Origin of the sequence: Bradyrhizobium sp. 197 (assembly GCF_023073375.1) — a bacterium.
In the GTDB taxonomy this organism is placed as follows: domain Bacteria; phylum Pseudomonadota; class Alphaproteobacteria; order Rhizobiales; family Xanthobacteraceae; genus Bradyrhizobium.
This window is the reverse complement of sequence record NZ_JADPJJ010000055.1, coordinates 111,102-132,371: the sequence shown is the minus strand read 5'-3', so window position 1 is coordinate 132,371 and position 21,270 is coordinate 111,102. Positions and strand designations below refer to the sequence as shown.

Annotated in this window: 17 protein-coding genes; 9 read left to right on the top strand and 8 right to left on the bottom strand. The window is 64.6% G+C overall.

The annotated features are described in order from the left end of the window. Positions 1-303 precede the first annotated feature (303 nt). Positions 304-1,032: a Crp/Fnr family transcriptional regulator gene (locus IVB27_RS11970; protein ID WP_247350731.1), complete on the top strand. Its 729-nt coding sequence runs from the start codon at positions 304-306 to the stop codon at positions 1,030-1,032. On the opposite strand, the gene IVB27_RS11965 is transcribed toward IVB27_RS11970, so the two are convergent. Beyond that, complete coding sequence (locus IVB27_RS11965; RefSeq protein ID WP_247443769.1) at positions 1,029-1,805, bottom strand: cyclase family protein; 777 nt, start codon at positions 1,803-1,805, stop codon at positions 1,029-1,031. The two genes, IVB27_RS11970 and IVB27_RS11965, sit on opposite strands and share 4 nt — an antisense overlap. Positions 1,806-2,128: 323 nt before the next feature. On the opposite strand from IVB27_RS11965, the gene IVB27_RS11960 reads away from it, so the two are divergent. Genes IVB27_RS11960 through IVB27_RS11945 form a run of 4 tightly spaced genes read left to right on the top strand, consistent with a single transcriptional unit; the run spans position 2,129 to position 5,821 of the window. Beyond that, complete coding sequence (locus IVB27_RS11960; RefSeq protein ID WP_247443768.1) at positions 2,129-3,100, top strand: TRAP transporter substrate-binding protein; 972 nt, start codon at positions 2,129-2,131, stop codon at positions 3,098-3,100. Between the two features lie 59 nt (positions 3,101-3,159). Next, complete coding sequence (locus tag IVB27_RS11955; protein WP_247443767.1) at positions 3,160-3,708, top strand: TRAP transporter small permease; 549 nt, start codon at positions 3,160-3,162, stop codon at positions 3,706-3,708. Next, a complete protein-coding gene (locus IVB27_RS11950) occupies positions 3,699-4,991 on the top strand; it encodes a TRAP transporter large permease (protein WP_247443766.1) in 1,293 nt (430 codons plus the stop codon). Before IVB27_RS11955 ends, IVB27_RS11950 begins: the two co-directional genes overlap by 10 nt. 23 nt (positions 4,992-5,014) lie before the next feature. Further along, on the top strand, positions 5,015-5,821 hold the full coding sequence (locus IVB27_RS11945; protein WP_247443765.1) for an SDR family NAD(P)-dependent oxidoreductase: 807 nt from the start codon (positions 5,015-5,017) through the stop codon (positions 5,819-5,821). A 9-nt stretch (positions 5,822-5,830) separates the two neighbouring features. Here the strand turns inward: IVB27_RS11945 and IVB27_RS11940 are convergent, their stop codons facing one another. Genes IVB27_RS11940 through IVB27_RS11925 form a run of 4 tightly spaced genes read right to left on the bottom strand, consistent with a single transcriptional unit; the run spans position 5,831 to position 10,100 of the window. After that, the gene (locus IVB27_RS11940; RefSeq protein WP_247443764.1) at positions 5,831-6,529 is read right to left on the bottom strand and encodes a molybdate ABC transporter substrate-binding protein; all 699 of its coding nucleotides are present in this window, start codon (positions 6,527-6,529) and stop codon (positions 5,831-5,833) included. Beyond that, complete coding sequence (locus IVB27_RS11935) at positions 6,526-8,661, bottom strand: xanthine dehydrogenase family protein molybdopterin-binding subunit (protein WP_247443762.1); 2,136 nt, start codon at positions 8,659-8,661, stop codon at positions 6,526-6,528. Before IVB27_RS11935 ends, IVB27_RS11940 begins: the two co-directional genes overlap by 4 nt. Continuing rightward, entirely contained in the window at positions 8,658-9,128 is a 471-nt protein-coding gene (locus tag IVB27_RS11930; RefSeq protein WP_247443760.1) for a (2Fe-2S)-binding protein, read from the bottom strand. The genes IVB27_RS11935 and IVB27_RS11930 overlap by 4 nt, the downstream gene beginning before the upstream one ends. Positions 9,129-9,143: 15 nt before the next feature. Next, positions 9,144-10,100 (bottom strand): tripartite tricarboxylate transporter substrate binding protein, encoded by a 957-nt coding sequence (locus IVB27_RS11925; RefSeq protein ID WP_247444026.1) that lies wholly within the window; start codon positions 10,098-10,100, stop codon positions 9,144-9,146. Positions 10,101-10,352: 252 nt separating this feature from the next. Here IVB27_RS11925 and IVB27_RS11920 point away from each other — a divergent pair, with 252 nt between their 5' ends. Beyond that, positions 10,353-12,443: a molybdopterin-dependent oxidoreductase gene (locus IVB27_RS11920; RefSeq protein WP_247443758.1), complete on the top strand. Its 2,091-nt coding sequence runs from the start codon at positions 10,353-10,355 to the stop codon at positions 12,441-12,443. A gap of 134 nt (positions 12,444-12,577) precedes the next feature. Continuing rightward, positions 12,578-13,360 (top strand): enoyl-CoA hydratase/isomerase family protein, encoded by a 783-nt coding sequence (locus tag IVB27_RS11915; RefSeq protein WP_247443756.1) that lies wholly within the window; start codon positions 12,578-12,580, stop codon positions 13,358-13,360. Positions 13,361-14,275: 915 nt separating this feature from the next. Here the strand turns inward: IVB27_RS11915 and IVB27_RS11910 are convergent. From IVB27_RS11910 to IVB27_RS11900, 3 genes are all read right to left on the bottom strand, one after another. Continuing rightward, positions 14,276-14,704, bottom strand: coding sequence for a GlcG/HbpS family heme-binding protein (locus IVB27_RS11910; RefSeq protein WP_247443755.1), 429 nt, complete (start codon positions 14,702-14,704; stop codon positions 14,276-14,278). Beyond that, positions 14,697-17,675, bottom strand: coding sequence for an FAD-binding and (Fe-S)-binding domain-containing protein (locus IVB27_RS11905; RefSeq protein ID WP_247443753.1), 2,979 nt, complete (start codon positions 17,673-17,675; stop codon positions 14,697-14,699). The genes IVB27_RS11910 and IVB27_RS11905 overlap by 8 nt, the downstream gene beginning before the upstream one ends. Positions 17,676-17,781: 106 nt before the next feature. Then, positions 17,782-18,519: a GntR family transcriptional regulator gene (locus IVB27_RS11900; RefSeq protein ID WP_247443751.1), complete on the bottom strand. Its 738-nt coding sequence runs from the start codon at positions 18,517-18,519 to the stop codon at positions 17,782-17,784. 135 nt (positions 18,520-18,654) lie between these two features. Between IVB27_RS11900 and IVB27_RS11895 the strand changes: the two genes are divergently transcribed. Both IVB27_RS11895 and IVB27_RS11890 read left to right on the top strand, forming a co-directional pair. Further along, a complete protein-coding gene (locus tag IVB27_RS11895) occupies positions 18,655-19,857 on the top strand; it encodes a pyridoxal-phosphate-dependent aminotransferase family protein (protein ID WP_247443749.1) in 1,203 nt (400 codons plus the stop codon). Positions 19,858-20,038: 181 nt separating this feature from the next. Next, positions 20,039-21,238: a pyridoxal-phosphate-dependent aminotransferase family protein gene (locus IVB27_RS11890; RefSeq protein ID WP_247443748.1), complete on the top strand. Its 1,200-nt coding sequence runs from the start codon at positions 20,039-20,041 to the stop codon at positions 21,236-21,238. Positions 21,239-21,270: the final 32 nt, after the last annotated feature.

Here is a 21,270-nt window from a genome sequence, read left to right as displayed (position 1 = left end):
TCTGTCCACAGCGCTCTCGCAGACCCTCGCGCGATCATCGTCTGATCTGGCGCGCCAAATCGCGATGCTCACCCGGGCCAGCTCCGGGCGTTCGGCAGCGTCTCAACGCAATAAGAATTGCGTTACCTGCAACTCTGCATCTATCAAATGCATCGGCGCATCCTTCGGATGCCGACTTGGGGCCCGACTGCCGCATTTTCGCGGCATTTGCCTACAGATGCGCGCGTGCTTTCTGGTTGAAAAGCCTGATAACGTTGACTACGCAGGAACTTCAGTGCCTTGCAGTCTTAGGAGCCCCGCGGCGTGCCTCAGGACAAGACCGGCGACCCGCGACAGTCGGCGGGCAACAAACTATCGGTCCTGCGCAAGCACCCGATCTTCGCGGATCTGGAGCCGGACGCGCTTGATCAGCTCTGCCGCTACGCCAAGCACACCATGGTGAAGCGCGGTGCGACGATCGCCGCCAAGGGCGATCCCGGAAACAATTTGTTCGCGGTGATCGCCGGGACAGTGAAGATTTCCTCTTCGTCGCCTGATGGGCGGAATGCCATTCTCAACCTGATCGGTCCTGGAGAAATCTTTGGCGAGATCGCCGTGCTTGACGGCGCGCCAAGGTCGGCCGACGCGACCGCCAACACCAATTGCGAGCTCTACATCATCGACCGCCGGGACTTCCTGCCGTTCGTGAAGAGCCAGCCGGCGCTGGCGATGAAATTCATCGAGCTGCTCTGCGCGCGCTTGCGCTGGACCAGCCAGCAAGTCGAGCAGGTGATCCTGCAAGATCTACCGGGTCGGCTCGCGAGCGCGCTGCTCGGTCTCACTGAGGAGCGCAAGCTCGACTCCGGCAGCGGCACGCTCACCATCACGCAGCAGGAGATCAGCGAGATGGTGGGGATGACGCGCGAGAGCATCAACAAGCAATTGCGCGTCTGGGCAGGTCGCAACTGGGTTCGCCTCGAGCACGGCGCCATCGTCGTGCTCGACATTGATGCCTTGCGCGAACTCGCCGAGAGCGGCCTCGACGGTAACTAGCTGTCGATGATTGCGACTGCGCGGGTCCAGCCTGCGGAGGCACGCTCGATCTTCACCGGAAAGCATGACACCGTGAACCCGGTCGAGGGCAGCTGGTCGAGATTGTGCAGCTTCTCGAGATGGCAATAGCCGATGTGCCGTCCCGCCTTGTGGCCTTCCCAGATCAGGCCGGCATCTTTTGTTTCCGCATATTTCTTCGCGGTATAGACGAATGGCGCGTCCCAGCTCCATCCGTCGGTGCCGGTCAGCCGCACGCCGCGTTCGAGCAGATACATGGTGGCCTCATAGCCCATGCCACAACCGGAGTTGACGTATTCGGCGCGGCCGAATTTGGCGCCGGCGCTCGTGTTGACGACGACGATCTCCAGCGGCGACAGCGTGTGCCCGATCCGGCTCAACTCCTTCTCGACGTCGTCGACGCTCGCTACATAACCGTCGGGCAGATGCCGGAAGTCGAGCTTCACGCCGGGCTGAAAGCACCATTCCAGCGGCACCTCGTCGATCGTCCATGACCGCTCGCCGCGATTCATGGTCGGATGGAAGTGCCAGGGCGCATCGAGATGCGTGCCGTTATGGGTCGACAGCGAGACTTGCTCGACGGCCCAGCCCTGGCCGTCCGGCAGGTCTTGCGCCTTGAGGCCGTCGAAGAACTGCAGCATGCGCGGCAGGCCTTGCTGGTGATCGATATACTGGATCGTCGGGTGATTGCCCGGGGGATCGGCCGTCACGTCGTTTCTGAGCGGCACGGAGATGTCGATCAGCTTCCGCGGCATGGGTGTTCCTCGGGACGGTCCGTTTTGTTTCGAAGCATCTTGGAGGGGCCGCACCGGAGGCGTCAAGCGACGCGCGTGAACGTTTCCCGCGGCAGGCGGCCAGATGGTTTCGGAAAAAGCTGGCTATTCCCAGATTGCCTCTCCGAACCCGCTTGATCCATCGATGCAACTCTAGCATTGATCGATGCCGGATTTGGCTTGGACTCAGAATGCCGCCCGCCCTACGGACGACAATGGCGCTTGACTTCACACCTGAAGTGGAGCGACCCAAGGCGGCCCACAGCATCTGCCCAACGATATAATCACCTCAGGAGGAAGCCCAGATGAAGACACTCACCGGCATCATTACAGCCGCTCTGCTCGCGGTCTCAGCCCCCTTGGCGACCGCACGCGATTTCCGTTCCGCCGACATCCATCCCGCTGATTATCCGACCGTCGAGGCCGTCAAGTTCATGGGCAAGCAGCTCGCGACGGCGAGCGGCGGCAAGCTTGGTGTGAAGGTGTTTCCCAACGGAGCCCTGGGCTCCGAGAAGGACACCATCGAGCAGCTCAAGATCGGCGCACTCGACATGATGCGGATCAACGCGTCGCCCTTGAACAACTTCGTGCCGGAAACCATCGCGTTGTGCCTGCCCTTCATCTTCCGGGACACGCAGCACATGCGCACGGTCCTTGACGGGCCCATCGGCGACGAGATCCTGGCGGCTATGGCGCCCGCAGGCCTGATCGGCCTCGCCTATTATGACAGCGGCGCCCGGTCCATCTACACCGTTAAGGCACCGATCAAGTCGCTCGCCGACCTCAAGGGACTGAAGATCCGCGTCCAGCAATCCGACCTGTGGGTCGGCATGATCCAGAGCCTCGGGGCCAACCCGACGCCGATGCCGTATGGCGAGGTTTACACCGCGCTCAAGACGGGTCTGGTGGACGCTGCCGAGAACAACTGGCCCTCTTACGAATCCTCGCGCCATTTCGAGGCCGCCAAGTTCTACAACGTCACCGAGCACTCCCTGGCGCCCGAAGTTCTCGTGATGTCCAAGACGGTCTGGGACACGCTGAGCAAGGAAGATCAGGCGATGGTCCGCAAGGCGGCCAAGGAATCGGTGCCCGTCATGCGCAAGCTCTGGGACGAGCGTGAGCAGGCGTCCCGCAAGACGGTCGAGGCGGCCGGCGTTCAGGTCGTGACGATCGCCAACAAGGCGGAATTCGTCGATGCGATGAAGCCGGTGTACGACAAGTTCGCCGGCGACGAGAAGCTGAAGGGCCTCGTCAAGCGGATCCAGGACACGAAGTAAGACCATAGCGTCGGTCCGGCGTCGCCGCATGGCGACACCGGGCCCCGCAAGGAGAGCTGATGACAGACCCTCACGTCGCAAGCCACGAGCAGGAAGTCGCCGGACGACCGTCGACCGGCTTGCTGTCGCGGATCAACGCCGTCGTCGCTCGGCTGGGCATGTATGTGTCCGTGACCGGACTGCTCGTTATCGTCACCATCGTGTTCTACCAGGTGTTCGGACGTTACGTGCTGAATTCCAGCCCGACCTGGACGGAGAACCTCGCGCTGGTTCTGATCCTGTATGTCACGCTGATCGGCGCCGCTGTCGGCGTACGCGATGCCGGACACATCGGAATGGACAGCTTGCTGGTGATGCTTCCTGATCAAGTCCGTGAGAAGATCGAACTCGTGATCCACGTCCTGGTGGCCGTGTTCGGCATTGCGATGGCCTACAACGGCTGGATCCTCGGGGCGTCGGTCGGAACGGTGAAGATTCCCAATCTCGGCCTGCCGGAGGTCATCCGCTACGTGCCGCTGATCGCCTCCGGCGTTTTGATCGTTTCCTTTTCAATCGAGCACATCATTGCTCTCCTGCGCGGCGAAGAGGTCGTCCCCTCATGGAATTGATCATTCTCGGCGCCACTTTCTTCGGCTTTCTCGTCATCGGTGTACCCGTTGCCTTCGCGATCGGTCTCTCGGCGATTTGCACCATCCTCTACGAAGGCCTGCCGGTCGCCGTCATCTTCCAGCAGATGATGTCGGGGATGAACATCTTCTCCTTCCTCGCCATCCCGTTCTTCGTCTTCAGCGGTGAGCTGATGCTGCATGGCGGCGTCGCCGACAAAATCGTGCAGCTCGCCAAGAATCTCGTCGGGCACATCCGCGGCGGGCTCGGCATGTCGAACGTGGTCGCCTGCACGCTGTTCGGCGGCGTCTCCGGTTCGCCCGTGGCCGACGTGTCGGCAATGGGGGCCGTGATGATCCCCATGATGAAAAAGGAAGGCTTCGACACCGACTACGCCGTCAACGTCACCACCCATGCCTCGCTGGTCGGAGCGCTGATGCCGACCAGTCACAACATGATCATCTATGCGCTCGCCGCCGGCGGCAAGGTATCGATCGGCGCGCTGATCGCCGCCGGCCTGCTGCCGGCGCTCGTGCTGATGGTGTGCATGCTGGCCGCCGCCTACGGGGTCGCGGTGAAGCGAGGCTATCCGGCCGGCAAGTTCCCGGGCTGGCCCGCGGTTTTTCGCTCGTTTGCGGCCGCTCTGCCTGGCCTTCTGATCGTCGGCATCATCCTCTCAGGCATCCTCTCGGGCGTGTTCACGGCAACCGAATCCGCGGCCGTCGCGGTCACCTATACGATCCTGCTGACGTTCTTCATTTACCGCACAATGACCTTGCCGAACTTCCTGCGCGCTGCGGCCAAGGCGGTGAAGACGACGGGCGTGGTGCTGCTGCTGATCGGCGTCTCCACCATGTTCCAGTATCTGATGGGACTATACGAGGTGGCCGACTTCGCCGGCGACATGATGAGCAAGGTCTCGACGCAGCCCTGGGTCATCTTCCTGCTCATCAACGTCATCCTGTTCGTGCTCGGCACGTTCATGGACATGGCCGCGACCATCCTGATCTGCACGCCGATCTTCCTGCCGATCGCGATGAAGGCGGGCATGGATCCGGTGCAGTTCGGCATGCTGATGCTGATCAACTGCGCGCTGGGACTGAACACCCCGCCGGTCGGAACCACGCAGTTCGTGGGCTGCGCCATCGGCGGCATCTCGGTGGGCGCGGTGATGCGCACCATCCTGCCGTTCTACGCCGCCCTGATCGCAGCTCTGATGTTCGTGACCTACATCCCCGCCTTCTCGCTGTGGCTGCCCCGCCTGCTGATGGGCTACAAGGGATAGCAGCAACACAGGAGAATTCGTTCGTGACTGACTATCGCAAGCTCTTCGATCTCACCGGCAAGACCGCCGTGGTGCTCGGCGCCGCATCGGGCATCGGCAAATCGTCAGCCGAGGCGCTGGCCGGGCTCGGCGCCCGTGTCGTCTGCGCCGATCGGGCGCTTGATGCCGCCGAAGCGACCGCCGCCGGCATTCGCGACAAGGGCGGCTGGGCCGAGGCGGCTGCGTGTGACGCCGCGAGCGCTGCGGACGTCAATGCGTTGGCCAAGACCGTGATGCAGAAATTTCCGCGGCTCGACATTGCGGTGACGACGCCCGGGCTCAACATCCGCAAGACCATCCTCGACTATACCGAGGAGGATCTCGACCGCGTCCTCAACCTCAACGTCAAAGGCACGGTCTGGTTCTTCCAGGCGTTTGGCCGCATCATGGTCGAGCAGAAAGGCGGCAGCATCATCGCCTGCTCCTCGGTGCGTGCGGTGACCATCGAGCCGGGCCTGGGCGTCTACGGCTCGACCAAGGCGGCCATCGGCCTGCTGGTGAAGGGGTTTGCCTCCGAGGTCGGCCATGCCGGCGTGCGCGTCAATGCGATCGCGCCAAGCATCGCCGAGACCGCGCTGACCGGCCCGTTCAAGCAGCGTCCCGACATCTATAATCTCTACGCCGGCCACACCGTGTTCAACCGCTGGAGCAGCGCCGACGAGGTCGCGACCGCCGTCGCCTATCTCGCCTCGGACGCCGCAAGCTATGTCAGCGGCAGCACGCTGTTCGTCGATGGCGGCTGGACCGCGGTCGACGGGCCGCCGACCGGCCTCACCCAGCTGCACAAATAGGGCGGTTATCTAGCCGGTGAAGCCTGCACGCTGGCGCAGCTCCTTGTGGTCTGCGCCGGTCAGCAACGCGATCAGCGCGGCCGCATCGTGCGGATGCGTGGCCCGCGTGGTCACGCCGGCCGTGTACATCGTCACGAGCTCGCAGCCCGGCGGCAGCGCCCCTGATAGCGCGATGCCGTCGGTCGCGATGATCTCGGTCGCCTGGGTGCAACCGATCGGACGCGTCGCAGTCGATGACGCAAGCTCCCGCATCGCGGCCGCGCCATTGGGAAAAATCTTGAGGCGCGAAGCAACCTCATAGGCGATGCCGAGCTGATCCAGGACTTTTGCGACGTGCTGTCCCGCTGTCGAGGCTCTGGTATCCGGGACGAAGATTGCGTCGGCGCTGCGCAGCACTTCGCGCAAATCGGCCTCGGTCTTCACCGTCACCTTGGGATCGCGGCTGCGGACCGCGAGTGCGGTCTCGACCCATCCGACATCTGCGATGGAGGAGGGGGTGACGAACTTCTCCTCCGCGAGCTTTGCAAGCAGCGCCTGCGTCAGGATGACGAGATCGGCGGCCGTCCCCGCGCGCAGCTTGTCGGCCATGATGCCGACCGCGCCGAACTCGCCGTCGATGCCGAGGCCGGTCTGCGCCTTGAAAGGCTCGCTGAGGCCGCGTACCAGGCCTTGGGCCGCGCCTCCGCTCAAAATGTTCACTGTCGTCACGATGCTAGCTCCATGGCAGCAATGATCTTGTCACGGGTGATCGGCAGGTCGCGCACGCGCACGCCGAGGCAATCGTAAACGGCATTCGCGATCGCCGCCGTCACCGGGCCGTGGGCGGCCTCGCCGGCGCCGACCGGCTCGATTTCCGGCCGCTGGATGATCTCGACATCCACCGCCGGCACCTCGCTGAAGGTCAGGATCGGATAGTCGGTCCAGGACGCCGATGTGATCCGCGTCCGGTCGAAGCGGACACGTTCCTTCAGCACCCAGCTTGTCGCCTGGATCGCGCCACCCTCGATCTGGTTGATGACACCGTCCGGATTGACGGCCTCGCCGACATCGACCGCAAGCGTCAGCCGCTTGACGCGGATGTCATCAGTGCCTTCGATCTCGGCAATCGCGGCGCAATAGGCCCCTGTGTTCTTGTAGCGGGCGAAGCCGACGCCGTGGCCCGTGCCGTACTGCTTCTGCGGTTTCCACTGCGCGCGTCGCGCCGCGGCGCGGATGACGTCCTTCGCCCGCTCGTCGCGCAGACGACGCAAGCGGAACGCGATCGGATCCTCGCCGCGCAGGGCGGCGATCTCGTCGAGCAGGGACTCGATGGCGAACACATTGCCTTGTCCGCCGAGTGTCCGCAGCGCCGAGGTCCGCACCGGCATGGTCAGCAGCCGGTGGCTCGTAACCGTCCAGGCGGGGAGGTCGTAGAGCGGAATGGAGTTCCGATCGCCGCCGCCGCCGTTGGCAGCGGGCGGGTTGGTCGAGATCATGCGCGGGTAGGGGTTCGCAATCTCGGTCGCGGCTAGCAGCGCGGGCTGTGCTGCGCGCCCCGGTCGCGCCGCGTGGCCGTTGCTCCAGATCGCATGGCGCCAGCCGACGATCTCGTTGTCCACGTCGAGATCAGCCTCGACCTCGATCGCCATCGCTGCGCCAAACGGCGCGTGGGCCATCTCGTCGTGGCGCGACCACTGCACCCGCACCGAACGGCCGCCCGCCGCTTTCGCCAGCAGCACGGCATCGAGCGCGACATCGTCGGCGGCATTGTGCCCGTAGCAGCCCGCACCCTCCATGTGCTCGACCACGATGTTTTCGGCCGACAGCTTGAGCACGATCGCGAGATCGGCACGCAGCAGGTAAACGCCCTGGCTGTGCGTCCAAACGTGGACACGATCGTCGCCGGCCCATTGTGCCATGGCGCAGGAAGGCGCGATCGAGGCATGCGCGATGTAGGGGCGGGTGTATTGCCGGCGGAGAGTCCGAATGGGCTTGCCTGTCGTTGCCGCCATCCTGGTGTCGATGACATCAGTCTCGACCGGCTGGCTCTTCAGGAAGCCCGCCAGATCATTTTCATCGGGCAACGGTTCGCCGGCCGACCAGGTCGCGCCCTTGCGCAAGGCTTTCAGCGCGGTTTCCGCCGCAGCCTCGCTGTCCGCAACCACGCCGGCAAAGCCGCCGTCGCGGACGATCATGACGAGGCCGGAAACGGCGCGCGCGGCCGCTTCGTCCAGTGCGATCAGCTTGGCGCCCGAGACGTGCGGCCGCAACACGCGTCCGTGCACCAGGCCCGGCAGCGCATGGTCATGGATGAAGCGCGGCCGTGCGAACACCTTGTCGGGAATATCGACGCGCTGGACCGAATGTCCGGCGATAGCGCGTTTGGCGAAGTTCTTCGTTGTCGCGCCCGCATTGGCGTCGTGGTCGAGCGAGACGTCGCCGGCAAGCTCCCAATAGCTGGTCCTGACATTGCCGGGGCCCGAGATCGTGCCGTCATCGATCTCGAGCAGCGACGCATCGACACCGAGACGTTCCGATGCCGCGACGAGGAAGCGCTGGCGCACCTCGGCGCAGGCGTGGCGCAGCGCGCGGCCGGACTGCTGGATTGAGAGGCTGCCCGAGGTGACGCCCTCGTTCGGGCTGGTCGCTGTGGAGGCACGGATCATCTCGATCCTGATGATATCGACGTCGAGCTCGTCGGCGGCGATCTGCGCCAGCGCCGTGACGATGCCCTGACCGATCTCGACCTTGCCGGGCGAGATCGCGATACGGCCTTCGCCGATGAGCCTCACCCAGGAGGACAGCTTTGGATTGGCCGCAAGGCTGACCGGCAGTGTCGGGGCAGGGGACGCCGTACTCATGATGCCGCCATCTGCGACGCCGCCCGCAGTACGGCGCGGACCATCCGGTTGTGCGATCCGCAGCGGCACAGATTGTGATCCAGCGCCGCTTTGACCTCCGCCTCGGTCGGCGACGGATTGCGCTTCAGCAACGCCGCCGCGCTGATCAGGATCCCGGAGACGCAATAGCCGCATTGCATCGCCTGTTCGGCGATAAAGGCACGTTGCAGCGGGTGCGGTTGCTCTGCCGTGCCGAGGCCCTCGACCGTGACGATGTCCTTGTCCGCGACCGACCACATCGGCAAGTCGCAGGAGGCCATCGCGCGGTCGCCGACCATGACATAGCAGGCGCCGCACTCGCCCGCTCCGCAACCGAAATGCGGACTTGTGACGCCGAGCGGGCCGCGCAGCACATCGAGTAGCGTCCGATCGGGAGCGGCATCCACGGACGTGGCCGCGCCGTTGAGCTGGAATTGAATGGTAGGCATTGTCGCTCTACAGCCTCAGGACTTGTCGAACTTCTTGACGACGTCGGCCCATTTTTCGATGTCGCCGCGCAGGAATTTCTCAAATTGGTCCGGCGTCATCGACATGGGTACGGCACCCTGCTCGGTCCAGAGCTTTATGATGTCGGGGCGCTTCACCATCGCGTTCACGGCGGCATTGAGTTTGTCGATGACAGGTTTCGGCGTGCCGGCCGGCGCCATCAGGCCGAGCCAGATCGTGGCTTCATAACCTGCCACGCCTGCCTCGATCGCCGTCGGTACGTTTGGCAGCACCGCTGAGCGCTGCTTGCCAGTGGTCGCGAGCGCGCGGACCTGGTTCTCGCCGATATTAGGCGCCATCGCCGGCACTGCGTCGATCATCATCTGCACCTGCCCGCCGATCACGCCGCTGCGCGCCTCGCCGCTGTTGCGGTAGGGGACGTGCACGAGGTCGATGCCGGCCATGGCTTTGAACAGCTCCCCGGCCATGTGATAGGGCGTGCCCTGGCCGGAGGACGCGTAGTTCAACTTGCCCGGCTGCGACTTGGCGAGCGCGACGAACTCCAGCAGTGTCTTCGCTGCGACTTGCGGGTTCACCACGATGACGAGATCGGAATAGTTCACCGGCGTGATCGGCGCGAGGTCACGCATCAGCTCGTATTTGCGTTTATCCGGCGTCAGCAGGGATTCGTTTGCGGTCTGGGTGTTGGACATCATCAACAGCGTGTAGCCGTCGGCCGGCGACTTCGCCGCTTCGACCGTGCCGATGACGCCGCCCGCGCCGGTTCGGTTCTCGATCACGAAGGGCTGGCCGAAACTCTCCTGGAGCGCATTGCCGATCAGCCGGGCCGCGACATCGGCCGGCCCGCCGGCGCCGAAGGGCACGACGATCCGGACCGCGTGGTTGGGATAGTCTTGTGCCAGGGACGGGGCTGCGGAGAATGCGCTGAGCAGGCCGGCGGCCAGCGCCAGCATAAATTGTCGGGCCGTCACACCCACCTCCCTGATATCGTTCTTGTTGGCCGGCACTGTAGCGGCAGGGGAGGCGGACTGTCGACGCCTCACAAAGCCGACGGTGCCTGGAATATCGGGCGGTTTGCGGTGTGGCGGTGCCGCTCTTCGCGGTTGCGGCAGGAACCGGCAGCGCAGGCGGCCTGAGCAAATCGCATGGGCATTGCCGGATAAATACGCTCGGCTGACAGGTATTTTGGTGTTACCAAATTGGACATGAACCAGCACGCCAAGATCGAAATCCGCCATTCCACCTGCCCGCATGATTGCCCGTCGGCCTGTGCCCTCGACATCGAAGTCGTCGAGGGACGCAGCATCGGCCGCGTCCGCGGTTCCAAAAAGCAGACCTATACGGCCGGCGTGGTCTGCGCCAAGGTTGCCCGTTATGCCGAGCGCATCCATCACCCCGAGCGGCTGATGTATCCAATGCGCCGCACCGGGCCGAAGGGTTCCGGTCAATTTGCGCGGATCAGCTGGGACGAGGCGCTCGACGAAATCGGGCATCGCTTCAACCAGGCCGAGCGCGAGTTCGGCGCAGAATCGATCTGGCCCTATTATTACGCCGGCACGATGGGGCTGGTGATGCGCGACGGCCTCAATCGTCTCACGCATGTGAAGAAATATTCGCGCTTCTATCAGACCATCTGCGCCAATGTCGGGCGTATCGGGTTCGCGATCGGCACTGGCAAGATCGCCGGCGTCGATCCGCGCGAGATGGCACTCTCCGACCTCGTCGTGATCTGGGGCACCAATCCCGTCAACACGCAGGTCAACGTGATGACGCACGCGGCACGTGCGCGGAAGGAGCGCGGCGCCAAGATCGCGGCGGTCGACATCTACGACAATGAGACCATGAAGCAGGCCGACATCAAGATCATCCTGCGGCCCGGCACCGATGGTGCCTTCGCCTGCGGCGTGATGCATGTCCTGTTCCGCGACGGCTATGCCGACCGCGCCTATATGGACAAGTACACCGATTGCCCTGACGAGCTCGAGGCGCATCTGAAGACGCGCACGCCGGAATGGGCGTCCGCGATCTCGGGCGTGCCGGTGGCGGAGATCGAGGCCTTTGCCAAATTGGTCGGCGAAACCAAGCGCACCTTCTTCCGGCTTGGCTACGGCTTCACCCGCTCGCGCAACGGCGCGGCGCAGATGCATGCCGCGAACTGCATTCCCGCGGTGACCGGCGCCTGGCAATATGAAGGCGGCGGCGCCTTCTTCAACAATTACGCGCTGTGGCACTTCAACGAATCCATCATCGAAGGCCATGACGCCATCGACCAGACTATCCGAGCGCTCGACCAGTCGCAGATCGGCCGCATTCTCACCGGCGATTCCAAGGCCCTGCACAGCAAGGGGCCGGTCAAGGCGCTGCTGATCCAGAACACCAATCCGATGACGGTGGCGCCGGAGCAGGCGCTGGTTCGGCAGGGTTTTGCGCGCGAGGATTTGTTCGTCGCGGTGCACGAGCAGTTCATGACCGAGACGGCCGAGATGGCCGACATCGTGCTGCCGGCGACGATGTTCATGGAGCACGACGATCTCTATTACGGCGGCGGCCACCAGCACATCTCGGTCGGGCCGAAGCTGATCAATCCGCCCGGCGAATGCCGCTCCAACCATGAGGTCCTGCAGGCGCTGGCGCCGCGGCTCGGCGCCAGGCATCCCGGCTTCGAGCTGACGCCGCGCGAATTGATCGACGCGACGCTGAAGCTCAGCGACCACGGCGACATTGCCGGCCTTGAAGCCGATCTCTGGCGTGACCTGCAACCGGACTTCCGCACCTCGCATTATCTCGACGGCTTCGCCCATGCCGACAGGAAATTCCACTTCAAAGCCGATTGGGCGCATCCGCCGTTCGGCCAGACGATGGGGGATTTCGACAAGATGCCGTCGCTGCCGGACCATTGGGCGGTGATCGAGCACTCCGATCAGGCCCATCCGTTCCGGCTTGCCACCAGCCCGTCGCGCAGCTTCCTCAACACCACCTTCAACGAGACGCCGTCCTCGCAGGCGCGCGAGGGCAAAGCGAGCGTGATGATCCATCCCCTGGATGCGGCCGCGCTCGACATCGCCGACGGCGACGCCGTGACGCTCGGCAACACCCGCGGCGAGACCACGCTGATTGCCATTCTGTTCGAGGGCGTGCGCCGTGGTGTGCTGATCGCGGAGTCGGTTCATCCCAACAAGAACCATATCGGTAACCGCGGCATCAACATGTTGACGGGCGCGGACACCATCGCGCCGATCGGCGGAGCCGCTTTCCACGACAACAAGGTCTGGATCAGGAAAGCGGTCGCGGCCTGAGCGCTCGCGCTTCGTTCGCCTTTCAAGTTTGTGTCGAGGCGCTAAAGCGGCGGCTCGCCGCAGATTGCCCTTGCACCTTCCGCCCGTGCTGCCGCAAATGGCTGCAAAACGGGAACTAAGGAAGCGAGTGCGCCATGTCCGACACCACAGCCGTGATCACTGAGAAGCGCGGGCAGGCGCTCTGGATCACCATCAACCGGCCCGAGAAACGCAATGCACTGAATGGCGAGGTCATCGCCGGCATCGCACGCGGCTATCGCGACGCGCATGACGACAAGGATGTCCGCATCATCGTGCTGACGGGTGCGGGCGAGAAGGCGTTCTGCGCCGGCGCGGATTTGCAGAACTCCGGCGCGGCTTTCGCGATGGATCATTCCAAACCAAATGTCGACTATGCCGATCTGCTGCGTTTGTCGCAGAACGCGACCAAGCCGGCGATCGCGCGCGTCGGCGGCGTCTGCATGGCCGGCGGCATGGGCCTGCTCTGCATGACCGACATGGCGGTCGGCGCCGATCACGTCATCTTCGGCCTGCCGGAGGTGAAGGTCGGCGTGTTTCCGATGCAGGTGTTGAGCCTGTTGCAGTCGATCGCGCCGCCTCGGCTCGTCAACGAATGGGCGCTGACCGGCGAGCCGTTCGACGCGAAAGCGGCGCAAGGAGCCGGCCTGCTCAATTATGTCGTGCCCACGGCCGAGCTGGACGCCAAGGTCGACTGGCTGATCGGCCGCATCGTCGACAAATCCCCGACCGCGATCCGCCGCGGCAAATACGCCATGCGCGCGATCTCCTCGATGTCGTTCGACGAGAGCATCGCCTACACCGAAAGCCAGATCGCGCTGCTCGCCATGACCGAGGACGCCAAGGAAGGGCTGAAAGCGTTCGGCGAAAAGCGCAAGCCGATTTGGACGGGGCGGTGAGGGCGCACCGCTCTCGTGTCCCGGACGCGCTGCAACGCTCTTGCGTTGCTGCGCAGAGCCGGGACCCAGAAGGCAGTTCGGTACAGCGCGGCGGGATAGGCCCCGGCTCTGCAGCGCACCGCTGAAGAAGCGCTGCGCTGCGTCCGGGGCACGAGAGCGACTTCCACCAGCTTAGATTCGATTGTCAAACAGCAAACACGCCTTCGCCTTCTCGCGGCGTATTCCGCCCGAGGTTTGCTCTCCGTTTTCACGCCCTTTCCGGAGAAAGGGCGCACGGAAGGCCGGGTGCCGGCTGGCACCCCGCATAACTCCCGTGCGAGAACGTTGCACACGCAATGCACAGGAGAGAAACAGGGCAGCCTGACATCCGGCCTTCCCTGCGCAGTGGTTTGACGGCTTATGCGCGCTCTCCCCGGAGACGAATTCCTGCTTGCCTCCGTCGCCTCGCGAAAATCACGGACATCTCCCCGGTTGAGGCGATGCCGCATTCGCAAAGGCTTGACCGTAGCAACGACGGCCAGGACCACGCGGTTTTGCCGTACGCATTCGGCGCCGTCCGTCGTGCGCGGTCCGCGATGTGCTCACGGGGTTCATCCCGCCCTGCACACTACGTTCCGCATCGGCGCCGCTCGCGTCCACCGCAGCCCGATCCGCGGTTCGTGACGACGTACGACCGCCCCTTTCGCCGGATCAAGATGGGGCGGAGAATGCGATAAAACAGCAATTCTGTAAAGGCGAATATTTTGATGGGTGGTGGTTGACCGAGGGCTAGCGTGTTTTGCTCGTCGGGTGGCGCAAAGTGTTGTGGCCGCGTAGGGCGTAACCCACCTCTTTAGTCTCCGCGGTGACAGAAGTGGTGGGTTACGTCAGCGACTGCGCTTCGCGCAGCCGCCGTCCAACCCACCTCTACAGGATTCACCCCGCGTTGGCTTTCAACCCCGCGGCCTGGATGCCCGCCACGGCACACGCCTCGTCATTGTCCGACGTGTCGCCGGAGACGCCGACGGCGCCGAGCAGCGTCGCGCCGTCCATGATCAGCACGCCGCCGGGGACCGGGACCAGCGCGCCCTTGGCGATGGTGTTCACTGCGTCGATGAAATAGGCCTGCTCCTGCGCGCGCTGGAACAAAGCGCGCGAGCCCATGCCCAATGCGAGCGCGCCATAGGCCTTGCCGTGCGCGATCTCCGCGCGCATCAGGCTGGTGCCGTCCTGCGCCGCGGCGATCTTGAGCACGCCGCGGGCGTCGAGGATGGTGACGACGAGTGGCTTCAGCTTCAGCTCGGTGGATTTCGCGAAGGCGGCGTCGAGGATCTTGCGGGCGGTGTCGAGGGTGAGGTCAGCCATGGCTGGTTTCCTTTGCAAGGGGAGTGGTTGTGGATTGGGTTTTGGCACGATCAAGGCTCATCGCCAGCACACGCGCGACGTGAAGTGCCTCGCGCTGGGCGCCGTCGTGGATCTGGTGCCGGCAGGAGGTGCCGTCGGCAACGACCAGCGTATTCTGGTCCGCGCGGCGCACGGCAGGCAGCAGCGACAGCTCGGCCATCTCGATCGAGGCGTCGTAGGTGTCCGCGCCATAACCGAACGCACCGGCCATGCCGCAGCAGCTCGACTCGATGGTCTCGACCGCAAGGCCGGGGACGAGGCGCAGCACCTGCTCGACCGGCTTGAAGGCGCCAAAGGATTTTTGATGGCAATGGCCGTGCACCATGGCGTTGTCGGCGACGGTGCCGAGCGGCAGTTGCAGCCGGCCCGCCTCGGCCTCGCGCACCAGAAATTCCTCGAAGGTCAGCGCATGGGCGCCGACCGCCTTGGCATCGTTGTCCTTGCGCAGTGAAGCCAGCTCGTCGCGCAGGGTCAGCAGGCAGCTTGGCTCGAGACCGACGATCGGCACGCTGCGCGCGGCGAAGGGCGCGAAGGCGGCGACGAGACGATCGAGCTCGACCTTGGCCTGGTCGACGAGGCCGGCGGACAGGAAGGTGCGGCCGCAGCACAGCGGCCGGCCGCCGCTCGCGGGCTTCGGCAGGTGCACGCGATAGCCGCCGGCCGCGAGCACGCGCAGTGCGGCCTCGAGGTTTTCGCGCTCATAGATACGATTGAAGGTGTCGGCGAACAGCACGACCTCGCGGCCGGTTTCAGGTCCCACGCTGTCCGCAGGCGGCACGAACACATCACTGCGGAAGGCGGGCAGGGCGCGTCGCGCGCTGATGCCGGCGAAGCGCTCGAACAGTCTTCGCAGCAGCGGGCTGTGATTGCGCAGGTTGACGAGCGGCGCGAAGCGCGACGCGAGGCCGGCATAGCGCGGCAGGTAGCCGACCAGGCGATCGCGCAAGGTCAGGCCGTGTGACGCCGCACGCGCGGCGAGCACCTCGATCTTCATCTTGGCCATGTCGACACCGGTCGGGCATTCGTGGCGACAGGCCTTGCAGGAGACGCAGAGCTTTAGCGTCTCCATCATCTCGTCCGACGACAAGGCGCCCTCGCCGAGCTGGCCGGAGATGGCGAGCCGCAAAGTGTTCGCGCGCCCTCGCGTGACGTCCTTCTCGTTGCGCGTCGCGCGGTAGGACGGGCACATCACGCCGCCCTCAAGCTTGCGGCAGGCGCCGTTGTTGTTGCACATCTCGACCGCGCCCTGAAAACCGCCGCCGGCCCCGGGATAAGCGGACCAGTCGAGTTTTGTCTTGAGCTCAGCGACGCGATACCCAGGCTTGAAGCGGAACAGCGAACGATCGTCCATCTTCGGTGCGTCGACGATCTTGCCGGGGTTGAGCACGCCATCGGGATCGAAGCGCTGCTTCACCTCGCGGAAGTCGGCGACCAGGCGCTCGCCGAACATTGTTTCGTGGAATTCGGAGCGCACCAGGCCGTCGCCATGTTCGCCGGAATGCGAGCCCTTGTATTCGCGCACCAACTCGAAGGCCTCTTCGGCGATGGCGCGCATCGCCTTGACGTCCTTATCGAGCTTCAAATTCAACACCGGTCGCACATGCAGGCAGCCCTCGGAGGCATGGGCGTACATCGTGCCGCTGGTGCCGTGCCTGGCGAACACCTCGCTCAGCCGCGCGGTGTAGTCGGCGAGATGCGGCAGCGGCACGGCGCAGTCCTCGACAAAGGAGACCGGCTTGCCCTCCTGCTTCATCGACATCATGACATTGAGGCCGGCGGCGCGGAAATCGGCGATGCCACTCTGCAGCGCAGGCTCGATGATTTCGACCACGCCGCCCCATTTGCGCTTGTCGTTGTTCCAGCCGAAGCCGAGATCGCCCATCAGCTCGCCGAGCTGCTTCAGGCGTACGAGATTATCCGCCTGATCCTCTTCAGCGAATTCGACCACCAGCACCGCATCCGGATCGCCCTTGATGGCAGCAGAGATGATCGGCTGGAACATCGCGATGTCGCGGCCGAGCGCGAGCATGGTACGATCGACCAGCTCGACCGCGATCGGCTTCAACTTGACCAGATGCTGGGCGGCGTCCATCGCCTCGTAAAAATTGCCGAAATGGCAGATGCCGAGCGCTTTGTTGCGGATCACCGGCCACAGCTTCAGCTCGACCTTGGTGGTAAAGGCGAGAGTGCCCTCGGAGCCCACGAGAAGATGCGCCATGTTGTTGCGCGCATTGCGCGGCACCAGCGCATCGAGATTGTAGCCGCCGACTCGGCGCTGCACCTTCGGGAAGCGCGCGGCGATCTCCTCGGCCTCGCGGGCGCCGAGATCGAGCATGTCGCGGAACAGGGCGCGGGCGCTGTCGTTCGCATCGAGATCAGAGAGATCGCGCGCCACCTCGCCGTAACGGCTCAGCGTGCCATCGGCGCGCGCGGCCTCCATCGACAGCGTGTTGTCGCGCATGGTGCCGTAGCGCAAGCTACGGCCGCCGCAGGAATTGTTGCCGGCCATGCCGCCGATGGTCGCGCGCGATGCCGTGGAGACGTCGACGGGAAACCAGAGGCCGTGCTTCCTAAGCTGGCGGTTGAGGTCGTCGAGCACGATGCCCGGCTCGACCACGCAGGTGCGGGCCTCGACGTCGAGCGACAGGATCCGGGTCAGATGCTTCGAGAGATCGACCACAAGGCCGTCATTGACGGTCTGGCCGCATTGCGAGGTGCCGCCGCCGCGCGGCGTGACCTTGCGTCCGTCGTCCCGGGCGATTGCCAGCGCCCGCAAGGCCTCGTCCATGGTCTTGGGCACAACCACGCCCGCGGGCACGATCTGGTAGAACGAGGCGTCGGTGGCGTAGCGGCCGCGGCTGAAACCGTCGAACAGGACGTCGCCGGTCATTTCCGCGCGCAGGCGCCGTTCGAGCGAGGAGGCGTTTGTCATCCCTGGTCCCGGACTGGTCCAGCGAGGCCTACGGGCCGGACTGGAGTATTCATTCTTGTTTCTGATCGATTACATTATGAATGCAAATCAGCAAGCCCGGCTGCCCTCACGGCGCGGCCGAAGCGCCCTCTTGGGGCTCGGTCAGGTGCTCGATCGCGGCCGCCCGCTTGTTACGCAGGTGCTGGAACAGGATGTCGCTGAGCTCGCTGCCGGCACGGCGGCGCAGCGCGTCGAGGATGGCCTCGTGCTCGCGCATCGCCTCCGCCCAGCGCTGCCGCTTGCGGGCGAAATTGGCGGAGTAGCGGACGCGGCGGATCCGCCCGGCAAAGTTGGCGTACGCGGTCTTCAGCGTCTCGTTGCGCGCGGCCGCGACGATGCTTTCGTGGATGCGCTGGTTGACCTGGAAATAGCCGTGCATGTCGCGATGCAGATAGTGGCCGTACATCTCGTAATGCAGCTGCTCGATCGCGGCGATTTCCGCATCTGTGATGGCTTCGCAGGCGAGGCGCCCGGCCAGGCTTTCCAGCCCCGCCATGATGTCGAACAGCTCCTCGAGATCGCGCTGGCTGAGTTGGCGGACCCGCGCACCGCGATTGGGGAGAAGCTCGATCAGCCCCTCTGCGGCGAGCACTTTCAGTGCCTCGCGCAGCGGTGTGCGGGAGATGCCGAGCATCTCGCAGAGCTGCCGCTCGGGAACGCGGGCGCCGTCCGGAATGTTGCCCTCGACCACGTAGTCGCGTAGCCGCAGCAGGATCTCGCCGTGAAGCGAGGCCTCCTGGCGGTCACCGCCATTTGCGGCGGACGGGGCAATCGGAACCCCGGTGTCGGGAATCGTGGATTTCATTTGCAGCACAATAGTTTGCTCGTTTGGTCGCGTCGATGTCCACAATCGAATACCAAATTTAGGTTGAAAGTACAAAAAATGAATGCGAAATAGGCTTCGGAGGCCGACCAGAATCCGCCGACAGGGGAGGTTTTCATGCATCAGGGACGCCATTTCCTTCAGATTCCCGGCCCGAGCCCGGTCCCCGAGCGCGTCCTGCGCGCCATGGACATGCCCGTCATCGACCACCGGAGCGCGGAATTCGGCGAGCTCGGCCGGGCCGTGCTCGAAGGCAGCCGGAAAATCTTCCAGACCGCCGGCCCGGTGGTGATCTTCCCCTCGTCGGGGACCGGCGCCTGGGAGGCCGCGATCGTCAACACGCTGTCGCCGGGCGACAGGGTGCTGATGGTCGAGACCGGCCATTTCGCCACCCTGTGGCGCCAAATGGCGGGACGGTTCGGCATCGAGGTCGATTTCGTTCCCGGCGACTGGCGCCGCGGCGCCGATCCGGCCGTGATCGAGGCAAGACTCACTGACGACACCGCCCACGCGATCAAGGCCGTGATGGTCGTGCACAACGAGACCTCGACCGGCGCGACCAGCCGCATCGCCGAGATCCGCGCCGCGATCGATCGTACAGGGCATCCGGCGCTGCTGATGGTCGACACCATCTCCTCGCTCGGCTCGGTCGACTACCGCCACGACGAATGGAAGGTCGACGTCAGCGTCAGCTGCTCGCAGAAGGGTTTCATGCTGCCGCCCGGCCTCGGCTTCAACGCGATCTCGGAGAAGGCGCGCGCTGCGGCGAAGACCAACAAGATGCCGCGCTCCTATTTCGACTGGGAGGAGATGCTCAAGCCCAATGCAAACGGCTTCTTCCCCTACACGCCGGCAACCAATCTGCTCTACGGCCTGAGCGAGGCGATCGCGATGTTGCTCGAAGAGGGGCTCGACGACGTGTTCGCGCGGCATCAGCGGCTGGCTGCTGCGACCCGTGCCGCCGTCAATCATTGGGGCCTCGAAATCCTCTGCCAGGAGCCATCGGAATTTTCGCCGGTGCTCACGGCGGTGCTGATGCCGCCGGGACATGACGCCGATCAATTCCGCAAGATCGTGCTCGACAATTACAACATGTCGCTCGGCTCGGGCCTGTCGAAGGTCGCGGGCAAAGTCTTCCGCATCGGCCATCTCGGCGAATGCAACGCGTTGACGCTGCTCGGCGCGCTCACCGGCGTGGAGATGGGCCTTTCGGTCGCGGGCGTGCCGCACCGCTCCGGCGGCGTCGATGCCGCGATGAAGCTGCTGGAGCAGCGCCCGCAGGGCAATGCGTCGCCGCATCTGAAAGTGGTCGGCACTTAAAACCGCGCGGGGACAACCACAAAAAGCATTCAGGGAGGGTGAGATGGGACTATGGCCGCAGAGTAGGGGGCGGCCGCCCTCCGGCCATGCATGGGAGCCGCCTTTAGAAGAGGGGACAAGCCGGTCAAATGGTGCTATTCGGCGGCCATCTAAAATCAAGGCAAGACCGGGAAGGACGCCGATGACCGTGCATACTGGAAGGCATTTCCTACAGATTCCAGGACCGACCAACGTGCCCGACCGGGTGCTGCGGGCGATGGACATGCCGACGCTGGACCATCGCGGTCCGGAGTTCGCCGAGCTCGGTTTCGCCGTCCTCGCCGGAATGCAGCGGGTGTTCCGCACCAAGCAGCCCGTGATCATCTTCCCCTCGTCCGGCACCGGCGCCTGGGAAGCTGCGATGGTCAACGTGCTAGCGCCCGGCGACAAGGTGTTGATGTGCGAGACCGGCCAGTTCGCCGTGCTGTGGCGCGGCATCGCCGAGAAGTTCAAGCTCGACGTCGACTTCATCCCGAGCGACTGGCGCCATGGCGCCGATCTCGCCGAGATGGAGAAGCGGCTTGCCGCCGACAAGCAGCACGCGATCAAGGCGGTCTGTGTCGTCCACAACGAGACCTCGACCGGCTGCGTGACGCCGCCGCTCGAAGTGCGCAAGCTGCTCGACCGGGTCAAGCATCCGGCGCTGCTGATGGTCGACACCATCTCCGGCCTCGGCTCGATTGAATACGAACACGATGCCTGGGGCATCGACGTCTCGGTCGCCGGCTCGCAGAAGGGCCTGATGCTGCCGCCGGGCCTCGGCTTCAATGCCGTCTCGGAGAAGGCGCTCGCGATGGCCAAGGCCAACCCCGGCATGCGCTCTTATTGGGACTGGCAGGAGGTGATCAGCTTCAACAAGCTCGGTACCTTCCCCTACACGCCCGCCACCAATCTGCTCTACGGCCTGCGCGAAGCGGTCAAGATGCTGGAAGAAGAGGGGCTTGAGAACGCCTGGACCCGCCACAAGCGCCACAGTGCGGCGACGCGTGCCGCGGTCAAGGTCTGGGGCCTGGAGACGCAGTGCGCCGATCCCGCCGCACATTCGCCGGCGCTGACCGGCGTGCGCGTGCCTGATGGCCATGACGCCGACGCCTTCCGCAAGGTTGTGCTGGAAGCCTTCGACATGTCGCTCGGCACCGGCCTGAACAAGGTCAAGGGCAAGGTGTTCCGCATCGGCCATATCGGCCATTTCAACGATCTGATGCTGATGGGCACGCTCGCCGGCGTCGAGATGGGCCTCGATCTTGCAAAGATCCCGCACCGGAGCGGCGGCGTGTTGGCGGCCATGGACGTCCTGAAGGGACGCGACGTGGTGCCGATGGCCAAGGCCCAGGTAGCCTGAGGGCTCAGGTGGCCTAAAGGCTCAAGTGGCTT

What these genes read in the sequence shown, in the direction of transcription:
- IVB27_RS11965 (WP_247443769.1), bottom strand. Translation starts at nt 1,805, where the DNA reads ATGCCGCGGAAGCTGATCGACATCTCCGTGCCGCTCAGAAACGACGTG.
- IVB27_RS11960 (WP_247443768.1), top strand. Translation starts at nt 2,129, where the DNA reads ATGAAGACACTCACCGGCATCATTACAGCCGCTCTGCTCGCGGTCTCA.
- IVB27_RS11955 (WP_247443767.1), top strand. Translation starts at nt 3,160, where the DNA reads ATGACAGACCCTCACGTCGCAAGCCACGAGCAGGAAGTCGCCGGACGA.
- IVB27_RS11950 (WP_247443766.1), top strand. Translation starts at nt 3,699, where the DNA reads ATGGAATTGATCATTCTCGGCGCCACTTTCTTCGGCTTTCTCGTCATC.
- IVB27_RS11935 (WP_247443762.1), bottom strand. Translation starts at nt 8,661, where the DNA reads ATGAGTACGGCGTCCCCTGCCCCGACACTGCCGGTCAGCCTTGCGGCC.
- IVB27_RS11930 (WP_247443760.1), bottom strand. Translation starts at nt 9,128, where the DNA reads ATGCCTACCATTCAATTCCAGCTCAACGGCGCGGCCACGTCCGTGGAT.
- IVB27_RS11925 (WP_247444026.1), bottom strand. Translation starts at nt 10,100, where the DNA reads ATGCTGGCGCTGGCCGCCGGCCTGCTCAGCGCATTCTCCGCAGCCCCG.
- IVB27_RS11920 (WP_247443758.1), top strand. Translation starts at nt 10,353, where the DNA reads ATGAACCAGCACGCCAAGATCGAAATCCGCCATTCCACCTGCCCGCAT.
- IVB27_RS11915 (WP_247443756.1), top strand. Translation starts at nt 12,578, where the DNA reads ATGTCCGACACCACAGCCGTGATCACTGAGAAGCGCGGGCAGGCGCTC.
- IVB27_RS11910 (WP_247443755.1), bottom strand. Translation starts at nt 14,704, where the DNA reads ATGGCTGACCTCACCCTCGACACCGCCCGCAAGATCCTCGACGCCGCC.
- IVB27_RS11905 (WP_247443753.1), bottom strand. Translation starts at nt 17,675, where the DNA reads ATGACAAACGCCTCCTCGCTCGAACGGCGCCTGCGCGCGGAAATGACC.
- IVB27_RS11900 (WP_247443751.1), bottom strand. Translation starts at nt 18,519, where the DNA reads ATGAAATCCACGATTCCCGACACCGGGGTTCCGATTGCCCCGTCCGCC.
- IVB27_RS11895 (WP_247443749.1), top strand. Translation starts at nt 18,655, where the DNA reads ATGCATCAGGGACGCCATTTCCTTCAGATTCCCGGCCCGAGCCCGGTC.
- IVB27_RS11890 (WP_247443748.1), top strand. Translation starts at nt 20,039, where the DNA reads ATGACCGTGCATACTGGAAGGCATTTCCTACAGATTCCAGGACCGACC.